This window comes from Exiguobacterium sp. RIT594 (assembly GCF_003339585.1).
In the GTDB taxonomy this organism is placed as follows: Bacteria; Bacillota; Bacilli; order Exiguobacteriales; family Exiguobacteriaceae; genus Exiguobacterium_A.
Map to the genome: position 1 here is coordinate 427,049 of NZ_QPKF01000001.1, position 22,297 is coordinate 449,345.

The 22,297-nt window shown below is 46.2% G+C and carries 20 protein-coding genes; 16 read left to right on the top strand and 4 right to left on the bottom strand.

Features of this window, described 5'->3' with window-relative positions; translation table 11 throughout:
• Positions 1–25 precede the first annotated feature (25 nt).
• Positions 26–1,495: a catalase gene (locus DVG79_RS02110; RefSeq protein ID WP_114595268.1), complete on the bottom strand. Its 1,470-nt coding sequence runs from the start codon at positions 1,493–1,495 to the stop codon at positions 26–28.
• Between the two features lie 434 nt (positions 1,496–1,929).
• Here DVG79_RS02110 and infC point away from each other — a divergent pair, with 434 nt between their 5' ends.
• The 8 genes from infC (at position 1,930) to pheT (ending at position 9,273) form a co-directional block, all read left to right on the top strand.
• A complete protein-coding gene (infC, locus tag DVG79_RS02115; RefSeq protein ID WP_012371059.1) occupies positions 1,930–2,460 on the top strand; it encodes a translation initiation factor IF-3 in 531 nt (176 codons plus the stop codon).
• Between the two features lie 27 nt (positions 2,461–2,487).
• Entirely contained in the window at positions 2,488–2,682 is a 195-nt protein-coding gene (rpmI, locus tag DVG79_RS02120) for a 50S ribosomal protein L35 (RefSeq protein ID WP_012371058.1), read from the top strand.
• 37 nt (positions 2,683–2,719) lie between these two features.
• Positions 2,720–3,079, top strand: coding sequence for a 50S ribosomal protein L20 (rplT, locus tag DVG79_RS02125; RefSeq protein WP_012371057.1), 360 nt, complete (start codon positions 2,720–2,722; stop codon positions 3,077–3,079).
• A 116-nt stretch (positions 3,080–3,195) separates the two neighbouring features.
• A complete protein-coding gene (locus tag DVG79_RS02130; RefSeq protein ID WP_014970974.1) occupies positions 3,196–3,678 on the top strand; it encodes a dUTP diphosphatase in 483 nt (160 codons plus the stop codon).
• A gap of 12 nt (positions 3,679–3,690) precedes the next feature.
• Entirely contained in the window at positions 3,691–4,773 is a 1,083-nt protein-coding gene (locus tag DVG79_RS02135) for a M42 family metallopeptidase (RefSeq protein ID WP_114595269.1), read from the top strand.
• 3 nt (positions 4,774–4,776) lie between these two features.
• On the top strand, positions 4,777–5,532 hold the full coding sequence (locus DVG79_RS02140) for a TrmH family RNA methyltransferase (RefSeq protein WP_114595270.1): 756 nt from the start codon (positions 4,777–4,779) through the stop codon (positions 5,530–5,532).
• A gap of 309 nt (positions 5,533–5,841) precedes the next feature.
• Positions 5,842–6,864 (top strand): phenylalanine--tRNA ligase subunit alpha, encoded by a 1,023-nt coding sequence (gene pheS / locus DVG79_RS02145; protein WP_026827762.1) that lies wholly within the window; start codon positions 5,842–5,844, stop codon positions 6,862–6,864.
• 12 nt (positions 6,865–6,876) lie between these two features.
• A complete protein-coding gene (gene pheT, locus DVG79_RS02150) occupies positions 6,877–9,273 on the top strand; it encodes a phenylalanine--tRNA ligase subunit beta (RefSeq protein ID WP_114595271.1) in 2,397 nt (798 codons plus the stop codon).
• Between the two features lie 102 nt (positions 9,274–9,375).
• Here pheT and DVG79_RS02155 read toward each other — a convergent pair whose 3' ends face one another.
• Positions 9,376–10,560 (bottom strand): MFS transporter, encoded by a 1,185-nt coding sequence (locus DVG79_RS02155; protein WP_114595272.1) that lies wholly within the window; start codon positions 10,558–10,560, stop codon positions 9,376–9,378.
• Entirely contained in the window at positions 10,557–10,994 is a 438-nt protein-coding gene (locus DVG79_RS02160) for a MarR family winged helix-turn-helix transcriptional regulator (RefSeq protein ID WP_114595273.1), read from the bottom strand. The genes DVG79_RS02155 and DVG79_RS02160 overlap by 4 nt, the downstream gene beginning before the upstream one ends.
• Before the next feature lie 512 nt (positions 10,995–11,506).
• Here DVG79_RS02160 and DVG79_RS02170 point away from each other — a divergent pair.
• Positions 11,507–12,976 (top strand): UDP-N-acetylmuramoyl-L-alanyl-D-glutamate--2,6-diaminopimelate ligase, encoded by a 1,470-nt coding sequence (locus DVG79_RS02170; protein ID WP_114595274.1) that lies wholly within the window; start codon positions 11,507–11,509, stop codon positions 12,974–12,976.
• An 18-nt stretch (positions 12,977–12,994) separates the two neighbouring features.
• Here the strand turns inward: DVG79_RS02170 and rnhC are convergent, their stop codons facing one another.
• Positions 12,995–13,915 carry a ribonuclease HIII gene (gene rnhC, locus DVG79_RS02175; protein ID WP_114595275.1) on the bottom strand — a complete coding sequence of 307 codons (921 nt, stop codon included), beginning with the start codon at positions 13,913–13,915 and terminating at the stop codon, positions 12,995–12,997.
• Positions 13,916–14,034: 119 nt separating this feature from the next.
• On the opposite strand from rnhC, the gene zapA reads away from it, so the two are divergent.
• The 7 genes from zapA to DVG79_RS02210 all read left to right on the top strand — a co-directional run bounded on the left by zapA (position 14,035) and on the right by DVG79_RS02210 (position 22,294).
• Positions 14,035–14,271, top strand: a complete 237-nt coding sequence (gene zapA / locus DVG79_RS02180; RefSeq protein WP_012371043.1) for a cell division protein ZapA — start codon at positions 14,035–14,037, stop codon at positions 14,269–14,271.
• Between the two features lie 2 nt (positions 14,272–14,273).
• Positions 14,274–14,822, top strand: coding sequence for a CvpA family protein (locus tag DVG79_RS02185; protein ID WP_114595277.1), 549 nt, complete (start codon positions 14,274–14,276; stop codon positions 14,820–14,822).
• Positions 14,823–14,867: 45 nt separating this feature from the next.
• Positions 14,868–16,583 carry a DNA polymerase/3'-5' exonuclease PolX gene (polX, locus tag DVG79_RS02190; protein WP_114595278.1) on the top strand — a complete coding sequence of 572 codons (1,716 nt, stop codon included), beginning with the start codon at positions 14,868–14,870 and terminating at the stop codon, positions 16,581–16,583.
• Positions 16,584–18,950: an endonuclease MutS2 gene (locus DVG79_RS02195; RefSeq protein WP_114595279.1), complete on the top strand. Its 2,367-nt coding sequence runs from the start codon at positions 16,584–16,586 to the stop codon at positions 18,948–18,950.
• Positions 18,951–18,961: 11 nt separating this feature from the next.
• Positions 18,962–19,369, top strand: a complete 408-nt coding sequence (locus tag DVG79_RS02200) for a DUF350 domain-containing protein (protein ID WP_012371039.1) — start codon at positions 18,962–18,964, stop codon at positions 19,367–19,369.
• Positions 19,370–19,553: 184 nt separating this feature from the next.
• The gene (locus DVG79_RS02205) at positions 19,554–20,447 is read left to right on the top strand and encodes a YitT family protein (protein WP_114595280.1); all 894 of its coding nucleotides are present in this window, start codon (positions 19,554–19,556) and stop codon (positions 20,445–20,447) included.
• Positions 20,448–20,620: 173 nt separating this feature from the next.
• A complete protein-coding gene (locus DVG79_RS02210; RefSeq protein WP_114595281.1) occupies positions 20,621–22,294 on the top strand; it encodes an AMP-binding protein in 1,674 nt (557 codons plus the stop codon).
• The last annotated feature ends 3 nt before the right edge of the window (positions 22,295–22,297 follow it).

A 22,297-nucleotide genomic window follows, 5' to 3' on the forward strand; every position in this document is an offset into this window, starting at 1 on the left:
GGAATAGACTTTTTTTATGGATATATTATTTTTGCATTTGTTGTAAGAACGGTTGGATATCGACTTGTAACGCTTTTGATAATTTTTGACCAAGCGACTCATCCGCGCGGTAGAAGTTACAGATGGCAAGCAAGACGGTATTCTCATGGCGGACTTGTTTTAAGTCATCCACTAAATTGTTCAGGAGGGCCATTTGTTCTTCTTCTGTCATGCGACGGTATACTTCACCGGCTTGACCGAAGTTGTTTGTTTTTTCGATTTCGAGACGACCGTGGATATCATCATACAACGGTTGATTTTCTTCCGTGTATTCCGGTGTCTGTTTCGGTTCATCCTGATAACGGTTTGGTTCATAGTTGACCGGACTTGTTTGTTGTCCGACCGGCATCGCACCATCACGTTGATAGTTGTTAACTTGGGCGAACGGACAGTTGATCGGCAACTGTTGGTAGTTCGTTCCGATACGGTAACGTTGCGTATCTGAATACGAGAAGAGGCGTCCTTGAAGCAACTTATCTTCAGAAGGCAACATGCCTGGAATCAACACACCCGGGTTAAAGCCAACTGACTCTGTTTCAGCAAAATAGTTATCGACGTTTTTGTTTAAGACCATTGTACCGACATGTTGGAACGGGATGACATCTTCGAACCAATCTTTTGTTGCATCGAGCGGATCAAAGTCAAAATTGTCGACATCTGACGGGTCAAGAACTTGGACGAACAGATCCCACTCTGGGAATTCTCCGTCTTCGATTGCTTGGAACGTATCGTTTGAAGCATGATTGAAATCTTTTCCTTGAATTTCTGTCGCTTCGTCCGCCGTCAGGTTATGGACACCGACTTTCGGCACCCAACGCAATTTGACATAAACCGTATTTCCGTGTGCATTCACCCACTTAAAAGCATGGACGGATGAACCGCGCATTTTACGGTAGCTTGCCGGAATACCCTCATCTGTAAAGAGGTGCATCAACATGTTTGTCGATTCCGGACGTAATGTCATGAAGTCCCAGTAGCGGTCCGGATCTTGAATATTCGTACGTGGATCCGGTTTTAGCGAGTGGACCATATCCGGGAACTTCATCGCATCGCGAATGAAGAAGACCGGTAAGTTATTACCGACGAAATCCCAGTTTCCTTCTTCTGTATAGAACTTAACCGAGAAGCCGCGTGGATCGCGTAATGTTTCAGGAGAATGTGTGCCGTGAATAACGGTTGAGAAACGAGCGAATACAGGAACCTCCGTACCTTCGTTTTGAAGGAACGCAGCTTTTGTATACTTCTTCATCGAGTTTTTCACTGTGAAGACGCCATGTGCACCAAAACCGCGGGCGTGAACGACACGTTCCGGAACACGTTCCCGGTCGAAGTGGGCCATTTTCTCAATCAGTTGATAGTCTTCGAGTAATGTTGGACCTCTGCGACCTGCCGTGCGCGAATTCTGATTGTCACCGATTGGGACACCCTGATTTGTGGTTAATCGTTTTTCACTCATTAAATAACTCCCCCTTATGTATAAGATTACATTGATTATAAAACAATAATTATTCTAAATAAAGAATAATGCTCTGCATATTCTGAAAACTTTTTCTGACTTTCTGTATTTACCCATGCGAACAAACTTAGAAACTTCTTGCTAAAACGAGACAGGATTGCTATTATAATCAAGTATCTGAGCAACGTTCTAACTGAACAGATATAGCGGCTTGACATCGAGGGAAAACAAGTGCTATGATAGCAAAGTGAAATGACAACAAAGCAGAAGCATCCCGCTTCTCACCACGTATAGCAATCTATGCTGGTCCATCATGATGATATGTGATAGTAGAGTGTTCTCTGACTATTGTATACTTTATGAGTGTGGGCGGGAAAAACTGCCGACGCTTTTTTTATAGCGTTTTATATCATTCATTTTTCGTGCTCTGCACGATGGAGGTGCTAACCATTAGCAAAGATCTGTTAATCAATGAAGGCATTCGCGCTCGAGAAGTTCGTCTTATCGGAGCGGATGGTGCTCAACTTGGAGTCCAGTCGCGTACAGAAGCGTTACGTTTAGCTGAGGAAGCTGACCTTGACCTCGTCATGGTCGCACCACAAGCGACGCCGCCAGTATGTAAAATCATGGACTACGGTAAATACCGTTTTGAGTTACAAAAAAAGGACAAAGAAACTCGGAAGAATCAGAAAGTGATTCAGATGAAAGAAGTCCGTCTCAGCCCGACAATCGAGGAGAATGACTTCCAAACGAAGTTCCGTAATGCGAAGAAATTCTTGGAGAATGGTAACAAAGTGAAAGCGAGCATTCGTTTCCGCGGACGTGCCATCACTCACTCAGAAATCGGTAGACGTGTCCTCGAACGTCTCGCTACAGAATTAAGCGAGTTCGGTGTCATTGAACAGAGACCGAAGATGGAAGGACGCAGCATGTTCCTAGTGCTTGCTCCAAAGAAAGAAGACTAATCGAATCGAAGTAGGAGGGAATCTCTCATGCCTAAAATGAAATCGCACCGCGGTGCTTCTAAGCGTTTCAAACGTACTGCTTCTGGTAAATTGAAACGTGGTCGTGCTTACACAAGCCACTTATTCGGTAACAAATCAACTAAAGCGAAACGTAAATTACGTAAAGCTAGCATGGTATCATCGGGTGACTTTAAACGTATCCGTCACATGATCGCTAAGTAATTTACCCAATCGTACACAGATTTAGGAGGGAATTTATATGCCACGCGTAAAAGGCGGATATACGACTCGTCAACGTCGTAAAAAACAACTCAAATTAGCTAAGGGCTATTACGGCTCGAAACATACACTCTTCAAGGTTGCAAAACAGCAGGTCATGAAATCTCTCATGTATGCTTACCGTGACCGTCGTCAAAAGAAACGTGACTTCCGTCGCCTCTGGATCACTCGGATCAATGCGGCTGCACGTATCAACGGTCTTTCTTACAGCCGCATGATGCATGGTCTTAAATTAGCAGGTATCGACGTTAACCGTAAGATGCTCGCTGACCTCGCAGTTACAGATGCAACTGCATTTGCTTCACTTGCTGACACAGCAAAAGCAAAATTGAACGCTTAAGTTCTACAATTCGTCGGGGAATTTAATTCTCCGGCGTTTTTTTTGGATTCATGGTAAAATAAAAAAGCGCATTTTATGGGCTGAGGCAATTTTTTTAGATTAAAAGGAGAATTAAGATGGACTGGTTGACACTTTTTGAAATGCAGGAACAATTGGATAAACGGATTCAGTCAGAACATAATTTGACGGGAAATCAATTTGATGAACGTTTGCTGGCGCTATTAGTGGAGCTTGGTGAGCTTGCGAATGAAACGCGTTGTTTTAAATTCTGGTCGACAAAAGGACCATCGGCTCAAGTCACGATTCTCGAAGAGTATGTGGATGGTGTCCATTTTCTACTTTCTTTAGGACTCTCTTTAGATTATCGTAAAAACGAATTTGTCGAAGGTGATTATTACCTGACGGCGACAGACGCGTTTTTAGATGTCTATAATAAGACAAACGTGTTTGCGATTTCACGGACAGAACAAAGTTATGATGTTCTGATTGGTGCTTATCTCGCATTAGGTGCTACACTTGGATTTACACAAGAAATGATTTTCAAAGCTTATGTCGCAAAAAACGAGGCGAATCACGTTCGCCAAGACAACGGTTACTGAGGAGGAAATCAGATGAATGAACAATTACATATGCTGAAACGTCTTACGGATGCAACGGGTGTTCCCGGAAATGAGAAAGAAGTACGTCAATTAATGCGCGAATATCTCGAACCGCATGCAGAAAACTTCCATCAAGATGGATTGGGCAGTTTGTTTGCCGAACGTCAAGGAGCGGGAGAAGATGCACCGCGGATTTTGATTGCCGGGCATATGGACGAGGTCGGATTCATGGTCACGAAGATTGATGAAAAAGGATTCCTACGCTTCCAACCACTCGGTGGATGGTGGGGTCAGGTTCTTCTTGCACAGCGTATGAATATTGTCACGTCATCTGGCGAAGTCATTCCAGGTGTGATTGGTGCGAAACCACCTCATGTTTTACCACCGGAAGCGCGCAATAAACCAGTCGATATCAAAGATATGTTCATCGATATCGGGGCTACTTCGAAAGAAGAAGTCGAGGGTTGGGGAATCCGACCGGGAGATACGGTTGTTCCGCATTGCGAATTTACTGTGATGAAAAATGAAAATTTCTTAATGGCAAAAGCGTGGGATAACCGTGTGGGTTGCGCCATTGCAATCGAAGCGATCAAACGCTTAAAAGAAGAGGGACATCCAAATACGATTTTTGCCGGTGCTACCGTGCAGGAAGAAGTCGGCTTACGTGGTGCCCAAACGATTGCAAATCTGCTTCGGCCGACGATTGCGTTTGCAGTCGATACAGGAATTCCTGGCGACACACCGGGTATGACGGACCGTGAAGCGTTGTCGAAACTCGGAGAAGGCGTTCAAGTCATCCTGTTTGATGCCACAATGATTGCACACCGTGGATTGATTGATTTTGTCACAACTGTTGCTAAAGAAGAAAACATTAAATATCAATTGGATCTGACACCGGGTGGTGGAACAGATGCAGCGAAATTCCATCTGTCGCATACAGGTGTTCCTTCACTTGCACTGACTGTTCCGATCCGCTACCTGCATACAAATGTTTCAATCATGCATAAAGCAGATTTTGAAGCAGCCGTCGACTTGATCGTCGCGGTCACAAAACGTTTAGATGCAGAGACGGTCCAAGCGATTTACGAGGGGTAAACTATGAAACACATTTCATCCGCAAAAAACGAAATCGTTAAACAATGGAAAAAATTACTGACTAAAAAAGGACGTCTGCAAACAAAACGTTTTCTGATTGAAGGGGAACATTTAGTCGAAGAAGCCGTTCGTGCCGGAATCATTAAAGAGTTAATCGTGCGCGAAGATGTCCAAGTACCGGGTTCGTGGAAAAAGAATGCCGCTGATTTGATCACGATTGATGAATCTGTCGCAAAAGTACTTTCTGAAACAGAAACGACACAAGGGATTTTTGCTGTCTGTGAGATGAAACAGCAGACTGAACGCTTGGAACGCGGCCGTTATCTTTTACTCGACCGTCTTCAGGATCCGGGTAATGTCGGTACAATGATTCGGACAGCAGATGCTGCCGGATTCGATGGAGTGATCATCGGACACGGAACGGTTGATGTCTACAACAGTAAAGTCCTCCGGGCGACACAAGGATCCATCTTCCACTTACCGGTCATCATGATGTCACTTGAAGAAGCCGTTCAAGACTTACACGAACTGGGTGTCTTCATTTTAGGGACTGACTTACGTGGAGCTCAACCATACACGGATGTCGAGAACCTGGGTGCCATCGGATTGATTATCGGAAACGAAGCGCAAGGTGTGGCTCCAGAACTGCTTAATCAGTGTGATGGTCGGGCATACATCCCGATTCGCGGAAAAGCAGAGTCCTTAAATGCAGCAGTTGCCGCGGGTATTTTACTGTATCATTTTGCTCCGGCCGATTGAATCCGGGGAACGTTCATGCTAAAGTGAATTACAGCATCATATTTACCTAGACAACGATGGAACAGAGTAGGTTAGAAAACGATTCGATCAGGGAGAGGAAGCCTTAGACTGGGAGCTTCTTTACGAGTCTGCTAGCTGAATTCACTCCGGAGTCGCACGAGAGATCGTGACGGGAGGCGCCCGTTACCGCGCCACTTGAGGACTTGAGAAATTCAGGTCGAACAAGGGTGGTACCACGATTAAATTGAGTCGTCCCTTCGGCATTTTGCCGGAGGGACGACTTTTTTATTTGGAAAAGGAGTGAGGAATATGCGTGAACAATTAGAAGCATTACGTGATGAAGCGCTGCAACTGGTCAAACAGGCAAGTACACAAAAAGAATTAAACGATGTCCGGGTGAAATATCTTGGTAAAAAGGGACCGATTACAGAAGTTCTCCGGGGAATGGGAAAACTTTCGGCAGAAGAACGACCGGTCGTTGGAGAAATCGCGAATGCCGTCCGCGGTGTGATTCAAACAGAACTCGAACAACGCCTTGTCGATGTTAAACAACAGGAAATGGATGCGAAATTAGCACTCGAAGCGATTGATGTAACACTTCCGGGTCGTCCGAAACAGGTCGGACAAGCACATTTACTGCAACAAGTGACGGATGAAATCGAAGATATCTTCGTCGGACTTGGTTATACGATTGCTGAAGGTCCGGAAGTCGAGCAGGACTTGTTCAACTTCGAGATGTTGAATTTGCCGAAAGATCATCCGGCCCGTGATATGCAGGATTCGTTTTACATTACGGACGAAATCTTGATGCGGACGCATACGTCACCGGTTCAAGCACGGACGATGCTCGCTTCAAAAGGAGAACCGATCCGGATTCTTTGTCCCGGAAAAGTCTATCGCCGGGATGAAGATGATGCGACGCACTCGCACCAATTCATGCAAGTCGAAGGTTTGGTCGTCGGCGAAGAGATTTCAATGGCAGACTTAAAAGGAACACTTGAAGCATTCGTTAAACAAATGTTCGGTGAAGCACGTGAAATTCGTTTACGTCCAAGCTTCTTCCCGTTCACTGAACCATCGGTCGAAGTCGATGTGTCCTGTTTTAAATGTGGCGGTAAAGGCTGCAACATCTGTAAACAGACAGGCTGGATTGAAATTTTAGGAGCAGGTATGGTTCATCCGCACGTGCTTGAAATGGCGGAATATGACAGTACGAAAATGTCTGGCTTCGCCTTCGGAATGGGGATTGAACGAATCGCCATGTTGAAATATGGTGTTGATGATATTCGCCACTTCTATACGAATGACGTTCGCTTCAGCGAACAGTTTTAAGGGGGAAAACAGATGTTAGTCTCAAAACAATGGTTACAGGAATTTGTTGATGTTCGTCAGAAGACAGGTCAGGAATTAGCTGACTTGATTACGAAAAGCGGGATTGAAGTCGAATCTGTCGAGGTGCGGGATGCTGACTTAAGTAATATCGTTGTTGGCCGTGTTCTGACGAAAGAAAAACACCCGGAAGCCGATAAATTAAACGTCACGACGGTCGATATCGGGCAAGAAGAGCCGGTTCAAATCGTTTGTGGTGCACCGAACGTCGATGCCGGACAAGATGTCATCGTCGCCCGTGTCGGAGCCCGTCTGCCTGGCATTAAAATCAAACGTGCTAAACTGCGTGGTGTTGTTTCAGAAGGAATGATTTGTTCGCTTGAAGAACTTGGATTTGAGAAAAAGTATATCCGTGAAGATGAACAGGATGGTATTCATACATTCCGTGAACACGTGACACCAGGGCAGGATGTCCTTGAATTACTTGGTCTGCATGATGAGGTATTGGAACTCGGATTGACGCCGAACCGTTCGGATTGTTTGAGTATGTACGGCGTGGCACACGAAGTCGCCGGAATCTTGAATTCGACACCTGTCTTCCCGAACGTGGAAGTACCAGAAGGAACGGCATCGACTGAAGTAACCGTTCAACTGGATTCGGAAGCCTGTACGTTTTATGCGGCCCGGGAAATTCGTGATATTACAATCGGTGAATCGCCATTATGGCTAAAAAACCGTCTGATCGCGAATGGAATCCGTCCCATTAACAATGTCGTTGATATCACGAACTTCGTCTTACTGGAGACGGGACAACCGTTGCATGCTTTTGATGCAAAAAAATTAGGACAACAAATCATCGTGCGCCAAGCAAAAGCCGATGAAACATTCCAGACATTAGATGAAGTTGAACGGACACTTGATCCGTCAATGCTCGTCATTACAGACGGCGAACGTCCGGTAGCACTTGCCGGTGTCATGGGGGGAGCGAACACGGAAGTTGATACAACGACGACTTCGATTATCCTCGAATCTGCTTACTTTGCACCGGCATCCGTACGGAAAACAAGCCGCGTGTTAGGTCTTCGTTCTGATTCGAGCTCGCGTTTTGAGAAAGGTGTCGACCCGCGTCGTGTCATGTTGGCACTTGATCGGGCTGCAATGCTGATTGCGGAACTTGCAGGAGGCACGGTATTATCCGGAACAGCCCAAGCCGGTACACTTCAACTGGAGGATCATCTGATTGAAGGCAGTGTCTCGTATATTAACCACCGTCTTGGTATGGAGATCGAAGGAACTGTCATGAAAGATTTGCTCGAACGTCTTGGTCTTGAAGTCGAGTTGTCAGCAGATGCATTGACAGTCAGTGTACCGACACGTCGGCAAGATTTAATGATTCCGGCTGATTTAGCGGAAGAGGTCGCCCGTCTTTACGGATATGATGCGTTGACGTCAAGCCTACCACGGGAAGCGAGTCGCGGTTTCTTACCTAAACGTAACCAGCACCGCCGTAAAATCCGTCACCTTCTTCAAGGCGCAGGTCTTTCACAAGCCATCACGTACTCCTTGACGAGTGAGCAACGCGCGATGCAATTCAATGAACAACAGGATTTGCATCCGGTTAAATTAGCGATGCCGATCAGCGAAGCCCGTTCGACACTCCGGACCTCGTTGATTCCGGGGTTGCTTGAAGTCGCACAACACAATGCGGCGCGACAACATGCAGACCTTGCCTACTATGAACTCGGAAGTGTTTATCTGCAACGTGATGCTTCGCTTGAAACCTTGCCGCTCGAACACGAAATGGTGGCAGGTATCATGGTGGGGCTGGCAGAGCAACACCGTGTGCACGGGACGCATGTCAAAGCAGATTTCTTCGTCATGAAAGGAATCGTCGAGACGCTCGCCGAGGCACTCGATGTCTCCTTAACGTATGAAGCTGCAGCCATGCAATCGATGCACCCGGGCCGGACGGCACGGATCTTCCTTGACGGTGAAGCAATTGGATTTGTCGGACAAGTTCATCCTGGATTATCGAAAGAAGAATACGGTCTGAAGGAAGTATATGTCTTCGAACTCGATGTGATGGCATTGCACTCAAAAGAAGCTCGTGTCTACCAAGAAATTTCACGTTTCCCATCGATGACACGTGACGTCGCGGTTGTGCTGAAGCGTGAAGTATCTGCGAGTGAAGTCGAAGCCGTCATCGTGCAAGCGGCAGGTCCTCTGTTGAAACAAGTGGAACTGTTTGATGTGTATACCGGTGATAACGTCGGAGCCGATCAAAAGTCGTTTGCGTTCTCGTTACGGTATCAGAATAAAGAACGGACACTCGTCGATGAAGAAGTCGCGACAGCGCACCAACAAGTAATCGAAGCTCTTCAATCATCGTTCGAAGCCGAGTTACGTTCTTAATCCCATAACACAACGTTCAACATGTACTCAAAAGTAAATGATTACCCGAAAAAGGGAGCTGGATGAATCTACATCCAGCTCCCTTTTGATACATACAGAAAATCATGAAGCAAGTTCTTGCTCATGCGGCGGTTCATTTCGTCGGTTGAAAATAAAGTAGATGAAACCACTTGTGAGGACGATGGCACTGCAAAATAAAAACATATTCGAGTAGCCGATTTTGGCTGCAAGACCCGACAGTAGTAATGCGCCGAGACCAAACCCGCTGTCGTAAGCCAAGAAAAAGGTGGAAATGGCTTTCCCTTTTTGGTGTGGTGCGGCATAGGTCAGCATCACCGTCTGGAGTCCTGGGAAAATCGAAGCCGATCCGATTCCGATGATGAGTGCAGCCAAAAGTAACCCGGGTAACGAAGGGAAAACTCCTAAAAGAATAAAACCGACACCATAAAGCAGGTAAGAAGGAAATAAAACGAAACCTGGTCCTTTTTGGTCAAACCATCTGCCGGCAAGCGGACGGATTGCCACCATGCCAAGGGCGACGAGGGCATAAAAGTAAGAGGCGTAGGAAATATGACCAATCGAATCTGTATACAGCGAAATAAAAGCCGCTGTACTGGAGATTGCGACACCGGCCAAAACAGTTGCAAGTAATAATAACGGACGAGATAGGAAAAGTGATTGATGAAGCCGGAATACCCGCGTATTCGGTACATGTTGACTCGTCAACGGCAAACGGATCATCAGAACGAGTGAAACGAATGCAAGCAATGCGACCGTGATGAAATAAAGGAAAAAGGCATCGTGTTGAATCAAACTGAGTCCAATGACCGGTCCGAGAACGGATGCGAGATTCATGGATAAAACAAAGTACCCCATGCCTTCACCTTGGCGGGTTTTCGGAATGAGTGTCGTTACGGCCAAGCTGATGGATGAAGACAACATCCCGAAACTAAAACCATGAAAAATACGGACGATGATGAGATATAAAAAAGAATTCAGAGGAAGAACCAACAGATACAAAACACTCATCGTTGTGAACAATACTGCTGAAATCAGCAACATCCGTTTGACATCGTGGCGATCAAGCCAATGACCAATTAATGGTCGGGAACAGACAGTTGCTAAAATGAAGCTGGTGACGACCCAGCCCAGTGCAGCTTGTGAAACATCAAATTGTTTAGCGGCAAGTAACGGAAGGGAAGCATTGAGTAGATAAAATGTAATGAACAACAACAGGTTAATCAATAAAGTCAGTACGTAATGACGATGAAATAAACGGTTTTTCAAAGGGAATCCTCCTGTTCATCCGGACGGTGTGTTGCCAGTAATTGTGTCATGACTGCTGCAATGATGGTTTGGTCGTCGACTGAAACAGCTTGCAGAAATGCACGATGAGCCGCCTGGACGGCTTGATCGATTTCACGATAAGTGTGACGGGCGGAAGGGGTTAAAGTAATCAGGCGTTTACGACCAGAACCCGTTCGCGTGATATAGCCCAACTCTTCGAGACGCGCAACGGTCTTTGTGACAGCTGGTTTTTCAATGACTAAGTATTTAGATAAGGCAACTTGCGAAACAGGTTCGAGAATGGCGACCGCTTTGATTAACCCCCATTGTCCGGTGTGTAACGAAAAAGGGAGAAGGGCCGCATCGATATCACGTTTGGCAAGGCGTGCTACTTTGGATAATTGTCCTAACAAATCTTCTTGAAATGTGTTCATATAAAAAACTCCTTTAAGTTAACTAGTTAACTTAAAGGAGTATACCGAATCGATGACACGATGACAAGTGATTTTTCTGAAGGAAACGGAAAGGACGGCTAACATGGAGATAATTGATGCAACTGGCAGTTGATTCGAGTGGTCGTCTTCCATCAATCAGAGGGTGGGGGGGAAAAGATTAGTTAAGCGTATTAAATGAAGGGTTTGGAATTTTTAAAAGCCAAAATGATCGGCTGTTAAAAAATAAAACGTTACAGCTTGCCGGAAATAGGGTAATTTTACGAAAAGAGAGCTGTTCTTCGATATTGGGCTGAATTCGTCGAATGATAGCATTAATTCTGATTAACAATACATGTTAAAAATTCGGAGATATACTCTTTCATTACTTAACTTATTTTTACCATCATCACCTGAAGTTTAACTGGAGATGAGATGACCTGTATTTTTTAGCGGCAAAACCGGTCTGAACAATGTCACCGTTCGCTTAAACTTAGGAGGAGAGAACATACATCATGAATCATCCATATAAACATCTGTCAGAATTGATTGCTCCATTCCAACTTACATGTGAAGAAAATCCCTCTATCACGAGTATCGCGACAGACTCGCGAGAAGTGACAAATGGGAGTCTGTTTATTTGTGTACGAGGCTATACCGTTGATGGTCACCAGTATGCCGAAGCGGCCGTTGCAAACGGAGCCGTTGCGATTTTAGCGGAAGAACCATTACATGGATTAGCCGTTCCGGTCGTCATATTACAGGATACAAAACATGCTGCAGGACAAGTGGCGGATTTGTTTTACGACCATCCGAGTCAAAAAATGCGGGTTTATGGAATAACAGGTACGAACGGAAAAACGACGACAACAAAATTGACCTATGATTTATTCCGTGCTGCCGGGCATAAGGCAGGGATGATCAGTACGATTGGTGCGATGATTGACGGAGAGATGATTGATACACCGAATACGACACCGGAAGCCATCATTTTGCATCGTCTGTTACATCAAATGGTCGAGCAGGGGGTCACGGATTGTATACTCGAAGTTTCTTCCCATGCTTTAATGGAAGGTCGCGTCGAAGGAGTACAGTTTTATGCAGCGGCGTTTACGAACCTGACCCATGATCATCTCGACTATCATGCCTCGATGGAAGAATATGCGGAGGCAAAAGCCTTGTTGTTTAAACAAGTCGCAACGGGCGGTGGTAAAGCAGTCATTCTTAATGAAGTCGATCCAGCGAGTCAGGTCATGGCGAGAGCAGCGGAAGGGGTACCTGTCACCTGGTATGCGACAAATGCCTTGTCGGCAGCACCCATCACGGTGGAATGGAAAGAAGAAACAGTCAGTGTCCGGATTGAGGGGACGGTGACTGAGGTTCCGGTCTTTCTTCTTGGGGACTTCAATGCGGCGAATCTTGCGGCGGCGATCGGACTGATGCAGGCAGGTGAAGTCAATATGTATCAATTGATTCGACACATACCGGAACTTCGTTTGCCCAAAGGACGTTTGGAACGGATTCCGTTCGAGGGGTGTGAAGTGTATATTGATTATGCACATACACCGGACGGGCTGGAAAAATGTCTGAAAGCATTATCTCTTCCGGATGAACCGTTATATCTGGTATTGAGTGCAGCCGGTGAACGGGATCGTTCCAAACGAGCAGTGATGGGACGTATTGCCAGTCAGTATTGTGATGGAATCATCGTGACGGTTCATGACCCGAGGCGGGAAAATCCGCAGCAAATCATTAAAGAGCTTCTGAGTGACATCGCTCCCCGGAAAATCATTACGTGTCATGAGTCACGAAAAGAAGCACTTCAGATTGCGGCAAAGATTGCATTGGCCGGAAAGCGGATGGTCATCGTCGGTAAAGGACATGAACGGTTTGAACAGATTGGGACGGAACATGTTCCGTTCGATGAAATCAAGATTTTAACGGATGAACTGATTCGATTATCTGGTCAAGAGTCTGCCATGTGAAAAACCGACCATTTTTGATTATGGTCGGTTTCTTTTCTCAGCTAAAGCTTCTGCTTTTTTCGTATTGGCAAAATGATATTTTGTCCATTCGTGTAAGCGTTCTGGTCCGTATTTTAACAAGAGGGAAGCAGCGACCTGGTCGACTTTAGCACCGGCTCCTTTCGGAATCTCTATGCCGGTCTGTCGGCTCAATTTGTCCATCTCTTTTAAGAAGATGGCCCGTGCTAGGATAGAAGCTGCAGCGACAGCGACATGTAACCCTTCTGCTTTCGTTGAAAAATAGACATTGTCTTTGACTTGTTTTGTTTCTCCGGAAAGATGTTTGTAATAGGTGGCCTTTTCAGCGAATTGATCAATTAAAATGGCTTGCGGCGGTTCTTCCAGTTGAGCGAGTAATCCATTAAGCGCCGCATTATGAAGCAGGGCGGTCATTTTGCCTTGTGTCATCGTCCGTTGCATTTGATTGTAATCCGGATTATGAAGGATACGATATTCATAAGGAATGACAGCATGCAGATCACGCGCAATCGTTCGGATTTCCGGATCAGAGACATTTTTAGAGTCACGGACCCCGAGCTCGCGGACCAGTTTGATTTTCGTGCTGTCGACATAAGCAGCAACGACGACTAATGGACCAAAAAAGTCACCTTTTCCGACTTCATCACTGCCGACAACCGACCAATTGGCAAATCCTTCAGGTAAAGAGCCGCTTGCCGTCGAAGCTGCTTTTTTTGTAACAGGAGAGCCATACCGGGCAGCGACTGTTTCTGCTTCTTGTCCTTGAAACATGACTTTACCTGAATTATAGACGGTCAAAATACATCCGGTTGTTCGGGCAGCGAAACGTGCATACGGCGGAGGAGAGACTTGATGACGTCCGAAATCTGAAATGACGGTGTCTTGTTTTTCTTTTGTTAACTTTAAAACGACTGTTCCCATGGCTTAATCACCCTTTCGGAAATAAGCATACCATCCTTAAGTCGGATGGTGGACTTCTTTTCCTATTTCAAAAATGATGGTACTATATGTATGAAGCAAAGTATGAGGAGGACAGGAAAATGGCTGATTCAGAAGGGTTGAACCGGACGACGATTCATATTGCAGGAAACGATTATACGATTGTCGGAACGGAGTCACCTGAACATGTACGCGAAGTGGGTCTCCTCGTGGATACAAAAATTCGTGAAATCAGAGACCAGGCACCACAACTCGACGTTCGACAAATTGCTGTCTTGGCAGCTCTCAATATCGGTAGTGATTATGTCAAAATCAAAAAGAATTTGGGTGAACTTTAAACATGATTTCTCTTGTTATCTTATTGTTTTTAGCTTTAGGTACGATGACGGGCGTCCGTCGGGGTGCAGTGTTACAGATAGGTCATTTATTAAGCTTGATTATCTCGTTTATCGTCGCTTTATCGTTTTACGATGAACTGGCCGAGAAGTTCAAGTTATGGATTCCCTATCCATCGACGCTAGATGATGCCGGAATTGATTTGACGATGTTTTCCATCCCGAGTTCAGTCGGTTTGGATGAAGTGTTTTACAAAGCCTTTTGGTTCATCGTCTTGTTTTTTGTGACGAAAATCGTGTTATCGATCATCATTGCGATGTTTGATTCGCTGACGAATATTCCGGTTCTCAAGCAGGTAAAAGGTCTCTTGGGTGGAGTCTTCGGATTCATCGAGATGTATATTTTCATCTTCCTGATTTTATTCTTGGCCGCCTTCGCGCCGGTTCAGTCGATTCAGGATGCCATTGCAAATTCGAGTTTAGCCTCGTTCATGATTCAACATACACCAGTGCTTGCAGATTGGTTGATGCAAAAAGTCGGTTTGATAAAATAACGTGCTCCCGTTGAATGGGAGCTTTTTTTGAGGGGAGAATTGAACATGCGGACGACACAAGATGCGATTCGACATTTGGAACGAATTTCAGTTTATCTCGAAGTGAAGGGGGAAAATCCGTTTAAAATCAATGCGTTTCGAAAGGCAGCGAGTCTGCTTGAAGCGGCAGAACTGGATTTCATGGCAATTGAAGACTTTACAGCGATGAAAGGAATCGGTAAAGGTACGGCGACGGTCCTTGAAGAATTTCGTGAAACCGGAACGAGTACAGCGTTGACAGAACTGGAGCAACAGGTGCCGGAAGGATTGATCGCCTTATTGAAGATTCCGGGACTTGGCGGGAAGAAACTCGCGAAACTGCATGAAGTCGGTGTCATTGATGCAGATTCCTTCGCTGAGAAACTGGCGGATGGTACAGTGGAAGCAATGCCGGGCTTCGGGAAAAAGACCGTCGAAAAATACAGTAAGGCACTGGAAACGTTCGAGACACGGCCGGAACGATTACCGTACGGTGTCATGCGTAAAAGTGTCAGTGAGCTGGAGCGGACGTTAGCCGGGATCGATCAAATTATCCGTTTTGAAGTCGGGGGTAGTTTCCGGCGTGCGGAAGAGACCTGTAAGGATCTTGATTTCATCATCTCGACAGATCAACCAAAAGAAGTGAAGGCACAATTGCTTGAAATTGAACAAATCGATGAAATCATTGCTGCCGGTGAAACGAAGGTCTCGATTGTTTTGAAGCGCGATGATGCGTACATTGCAGTTGATTTCCGATTAGTAGACGACTTGGCATTTGCTTCGACGTTACATCACTTTACGGGCTCAAAAGATCATAACGTCCGGATGCGACAACTGGCGAAAGAACGCGGTGAAAGCATCTCGGAGTATGGTGTCGAAACCAAGGACGGTCTGTTCCAGCCAAAAACGGAACAGGAGCTGTTCGCCCGTTATGATTTGCCGTTCATCCCACCGGAGTTGCGAGCAGGTCGTCTGGAGTTCGAAGCAGATTTAGACAAGTTGATTCAAGAGGCGGATATCAAAGCGGATGTCCATATGCACACGACATGGTCGGACGGTACGTTGTCTGTCGATGAACTCGTCGATGCCTGTGCGGCGCGGGGATATTCCTGGATGGCGATTACCGATCACAGTAAATATATGAAATTCGTCAATGGATTGACGGAAGAACGATTGCGGAAACAGCGTGTGGAAATTGAAGCGGTACGCAAAAAACATCCGGAAATGACGATTTTATGCGGCGTTGAGATGGATATTTTACCGGACGGATCACTGGATTATGAGGATGACTTCTTAAAAGAAATGGATTACGTCATCGCTTCGATCCATTCGAAGTTTGATCAGACGGAAGAGGAAATCATGCAACGGCTTGAAAATGCCTGCCGCAATCCGTATGTCTCTTTGATTGCCCATCCGACCGGACGCATTATCGGACGCCGGGATGGATATGCAGTCAACATCGATCGACTCGTCGAGTTGGCGGCTGAAACCGGGACGGCACTGGAGATGAACGCTAATCCCGGACGATTTGATTTAACCGCCTCGTCCCTTGCAAAAGCGAAGGCGGCAGGGGTTAAAATCATGATCAATACCGATACCCATCGTCCGGAAATGTTAGAAGATATGAAACTTGGTGTCCTGCATGCACGTAAAGCATATTTGGAGCCATCCGATGTCATTAATACGTGGACTGCAAAAGAAGCGCGTGCTTTTTTTGATCGAAAACGTTTAGGAGTGAAGTAAATGAATGCCAATGCACTACGTGTATTAGAATATGATAAATTAAAAGAACTACTCGCAAAACAAACAGCCAGTTCACTGGGGGCTCAATTTGTGCGGAAGATGGAGCCGGCGGAAGATTTCGAACATGTGAAATCGTTGCTTGCTTTGACGACAGAAGCGACGACAGTCTACCGGTTGCGCGACCGTTACCCGTTTGGTGGACTGACGGATGTCCGCAGTGAGGTAAAACGGGCGGAAATCGGCTCGGTCCTCTCGACCAGTGAATTGTTGGCAGTTGCCGACGTCGTCTATTCCGGACGTCAAGTGAAAGCCTTCCAGGAACGGTTGCATGAAGATCATCCGGATCTCCGATTACCGGCACTTGATAGCCGGATCGAGCAGATTACGAAACTGGTGGAAATCGAACAAGGGATTCGTCACGCCATTGATGATCAAGGAACTGTTCAAGACTCGGCAAGCGATAAACTTCGGTCTTTACGGAGTCAATTACGCTCCCTCGAAGGGCAGGTCCGCTCGAAAATCGACGGCGTATTACGCAGTAAGTCGAAGATGTTATCCGACGCCATCGTCACGATGCGGAATGATCGTTATTGTGTACCGGTCAAACAAGAGTACCGTCAAGCTTTCGGCGGAATCGTCCACGACCAATCGGCATCCGGTGCGACGTTGTTCATTGAGCCGCAAGCAGTCGTTGCCGCCAACAATGAAATTCAGGAAGCCCGCCTTAAAGAACGAGCGGAAATCGAACGGATTTTAGCTCAACTTTCAGCGCTGGTCGGCTCGGTTGGTGATTCACTTCGAATTAACGTCGACGTCTTGGCAGAACTTGATTTCATCATGGCAAAAGCCTTATATGGACACACGATTCGTGCCGTCGAACCAAAATTAAATGAAAATCGGCATATCGTCCTGAAAGAAGCACGGCACCCGTTCATTCCGGATGATGAAGTCGTACCGATCACGGTCTCGCTCGGCGGTGAGTTTACGTCACTTGTCATCACGGGACCGAATACCGGCGGGAAAACCGTCACGCTGAAAACAATCGGCTTACTGCAATTGATGGTCCAATCCGGTTTATACGTGCCGGCAGCGGATGAGACAGAGTTGAGTGTTTTTGACGCGATTTATGCGGATATCGGGGACGAACAGTCCATCGAACAAAATCTCTCGACATTCAGTTCCCACATGACGAACATTGTTTCGATGATGGGGAAAATTGATTTTATGAGTCTTGTCCTGTTTGATGAGCTCGGAGCCGGAACCGATCCGACCGAAGGGGCGGCACTTGCGATTGCCATCTTAGATGAAGTGAAACGACGCGGGGCACGTGTCGCTGCGACGACTCACTATTCGGAGCTGAAAGCGTACGGTTACAACCGGGAAGGCGTTGTTAATGCCTCGATGGAGTTTGATGTCGAGTCGCTCAGTCCGACGTATCGCTTGCTGATTGGTGTACCGGGACGTTCGAATGCCTTTGAAATTTCGAAGCGACTTGGGTTAGAGGACCGTGTCATTGATGCGGCCCGCGATCAAGTCGGAACGGACGCCCAGTCTGTTGAAACGATGATCGGACGACTCGAGGAAGCAAAACAACGTGCTGAATCCTTAGAGCGGGAATTGTTGCAGGAGCAACAACGATTAGTCGAAGAACGGGAAGAATTCGAGCGGGAACAAGCAGAGATTCATCAAGAAAAAAATGAAATCCTGGCCAAAGCAGAAGAAAAGGCGACGCGTGCAGTCGAACGGGCGCAAAAAGAAGCGGAAGCTGTCATCAAACGTCTGAAAGAATTACGTGACGCGGGAGCTGTCAAAGAACACGAACTGATTGAAGCCCGTAAACAACTGGAACAAGCGAAACCTTCCTTACAAGATCAACGGATTGCCAAGGTCAAAGCAAAAACGAATCAGGCTCCGGTATTTGCAAAAGGTGAAGAAGTAAAAGTGACGACGTTCAACCAGAAAGGATATATCATCAATCAAAATTCGAATGGTGAGTATACGGTTCAAGTCGGGATCATGAAAGTAAACGTGAAGCCGGGGGATCTCGCCAAAGTCGGGGAAGCGAAAACGGCTTCGAAAACTAAAAAACGCTCCGGTGGAACAAGCATTACGAAACAATCCGCTGCTTCAGCCGAACTGGACTTACGTGGTGTCCGCGTTGAGGAAGGGCTGGCGAAACTCGACCGGTTCATGGATCAGGCATTGTTATCCAACTACGAACAGATTCGTGTCATTCATGGTCTTGGGACAGGAGCAATGCGTCAAGGAGTACAAGAATATCTACGTGGCAACCGTCATGTCAAAACGCATCGCTTAGGCGGTCAAGGTGAAGGTGGACATGGCGTGACGATCATCGAATTGAAATGAGGCGCGGTTAGGTGAATATTTTTGAAAACGTCTATGTCTACACGACAGCTTTATATTCGGTTGCGGGACTATTGATCATCATGGGTCTGGCACTTTTTGAGTTGACAACCCGGTACCGAAACTGGGAACATATCAAGAGTGGAAACATCGCTGTGGCGCTGGCGACCGGTGGCAAGATCATTGGTCTGGCAAATATCGTTCATTTTGCTGTTCAAAGTGAGCAGCGTGTCGGGGCAATCTTTTTAGAGAGTGCCTTCGGATTTTTACTATTGATTTCGACCTATTGGATTTTTGAATTCTTAACTCCGAATCTTCCGGTCGACCGGGAGATCGAAAAAGGAAATATCGCTGTCGGCATCATCTCCTGTTCGTTATCGATCGGGATGTCTTATGTGATTGGTTCAGCGTTAGTGGGGTGAACAGGTGTTAGAACGATTAGCAAAAATCATGTTCGGTGTATCGATTGTCTTTTTGGTCGTCGGTCTGTTATGGATTTTTATGAATTAAAAGAACTGGCTCTGCCGAGTGATTATTCCGTACTGAGATTGATTCAGTACGGAATTTTTATTGGCAGGACACAAAAAAATGAAGGAGGAAACGACTATGAATGTCAAAAAAACCAATACGAATGAAATACGGCGGCGCGCCTTTGAAGCGATGCAACTGATTTCCTGGAAAGATATCTTTTGGGTCATCATCGGTTCAGCTATCCTGGCGTTCGGCATCAACTACTTCACGATTCCGAATGACTTGTCTGAAGGAGGATTGATCGGGATTACCGTCATCTTCTACTACCTGTATGGGTGGGATACCGGTTTAGTCTCGTTAATTGCGAATGCATTACTGTTTGTCGTCGGCTATCGCTTCTTAAGTCGGAAAACGATGATCTATTCTGTCATTTCCGTTGCAACGACCTCATTTGTCCTGTCGTCAACGGCGTCACTCGCAACGAGTTCCGACAGCCGGCTGATCGGGACGGTCTATGCCGGAATCTTGATCGGTCTCGGAATCGGTCTTGTCATCCGGGCAGGTGGAACGACCGGCGGTGGTGTCATCATCGCCCGGTTGATGAACAAATATCTGAATTTAGGAATTGCCGTATCCATGTTCATCATCGATGTGACGGTTGTCGGGGCGTCCGGATTTTTGTTCGGCGAAGAAACGATGCTGTATACGTTAATTGCCATCATCATCGGTTCGTATTTAATTGATTTGGTCAGTGAAGGATTGAATGTCCGGGAAGCCGTCACGATCATCAGTCACCGTCAGGAAGAAATCGCGACGATTTTGACTGAAACACTGGGACGCAGTGCGACCGTCATCCACAGTCACGGTCATTTTACGAAACAGAAAAACGACATGTTATACATGATTGTCGACAAACGTCAGCTCGCGCCATTGAAACAAATCGTCGAAGCGGCCGATCCGCGTGCTTTTGTCGTCATTCATAAAGTACGGGAAGTCATCGGAGAAGGATTTACGTATCCATCCCGTTAAATGTCTTAAAGCGTCAACCACGCGTGAAATCTCACGGGTGGTTTTTTTGGTATGTTTTGAAATACCTGTTATTTGGAAAAAATGAAATTTATTTTAACAGAAGACTAGCCGCTATGGCTGAATTACACGTATAATAAAAATGAATAGTAATTCAGTTACAGGGAGGGAATGGAATGGATTCAGCATGGTTAAAGGATTATCCGGCACAAGTACCTGCATCAATCGACTATCGGGAAGTACCGCTTTATCAAGCACTTGAAGAGGCGGCAGATGAGTTTCCGGAGCGGAGAGCCCTTAGTTTTATCGGGAAACGTATGACGTTTCAGGAAGTACGACAGGAGGCCCGGAGTTTTGCTCAAGTCCTGCAAGATGCCGGTCTTGAGAAGGGGGATCGTGTCGGTTTGATGTTGCCGAACTGTCCGCAGTATATAATCAGTTACTACGCAGTGCTGTACGCCGGTGGAATCGTTGTTCAAGTCAATCCGTTATATACGGACCGTGAACTGGAACAAATTCTCGTCGACTCAGGCGCGAAGATGCTCGTCACACTCGATTTGCTGTATCCGAAAGCGTCACGTGTCAAAGCGAAAACACGTTTAAAAACCGTTGTCACGACAAGTATTGCTGATTATCTGCCATTTCCTAAAAATAAACTGTATCCGATCAAGTCCCGGAAAGACAATAACATCATCATTGATACGACAGGATCGATTCCTTTTCTATCCCATCGCGGGAGTGGGATGATTGAACCGGTAAATATCGATCCAAAAGAAGATATCGCAGTGTTACAATATACAGGTGGAACGACCGGCGCGCCTAAAGGAGTCATGTTGACGCACTTTAATCTAAGTGCCAATGTCGAACAGATCAGTCATTGGTTCTATAAATATTCACGGGGAGACGGGAGAAAGCTATTGGCAGTCGTCCCTTATTTCCATGTCTACGGTATGACATGTAACTTGAACTTCGGTATGTTCAATGCATATGAACAGATCATTTTACCGAAATTCGACTTAGAACAAGTCTTGAAGACGATTGATAAAGAAAAACCAAGCCTGTTTCCAGGTGCACCGACGATGTATGTCGGATTGTTGAATCATCCAAAATTGAAAAAATATGATTTATCCTCAATCGAAGCGTGTATTTCAGGATCGGCACCGTTACCGGTTGAAGTACAAGAAAAATTTGAACAGGTAACGGGCGGACGGATCGTCGAAGGATATGGGTTGTCGGAAACAAGTCCGGTGACGCATACGAACTGTATTTGGGATAAGCGGGTTCCCGGAACAGTCGGAATTCCTGTTTCGGATACGATGGCGAAAATCGTTCAACCGGACGGAGAAACGCCGGCTGCACCAGGAGAAATCGGGGAGATTCTTGTCCGCGGTCCGCAAGTCATGAAAGGATACTGGAAACGTCCGGAAGATACGCAGGCTGTTCTCCGTGACGGATGGTTGCACACAGGTGATCTTGGATATATCGGTGAGGACCATTATTTCCGGATTGTTGATCGGAAAAAAGATTTGATCATTGCATCGGGATTCAACATTTATCCACGGGAAGTCGAAGAGATTCTATACGAACATCCGGCGGTCAAAGAGGCCGTCGTCATCGGTGTGCCGGACGCCTACCGTGGAGAAACGGTCAAAGCCTTTATCGTTTTGAAAGATGACGTGAAGGCGACAGAAGAGGAACTGGATCAGTTCTGCCGGAAAAGTTTGGCGTCATTCAAAGTGCCGAAGCAATATGAATTCCGACAAGAGTTACCGAAAACCTTCGTCGGGAAAATCCTGCGTCGTGTCTTAGTCGAGGAAGAACGGGCAAAACAACTGGAAGAAAGCAGTTGACAG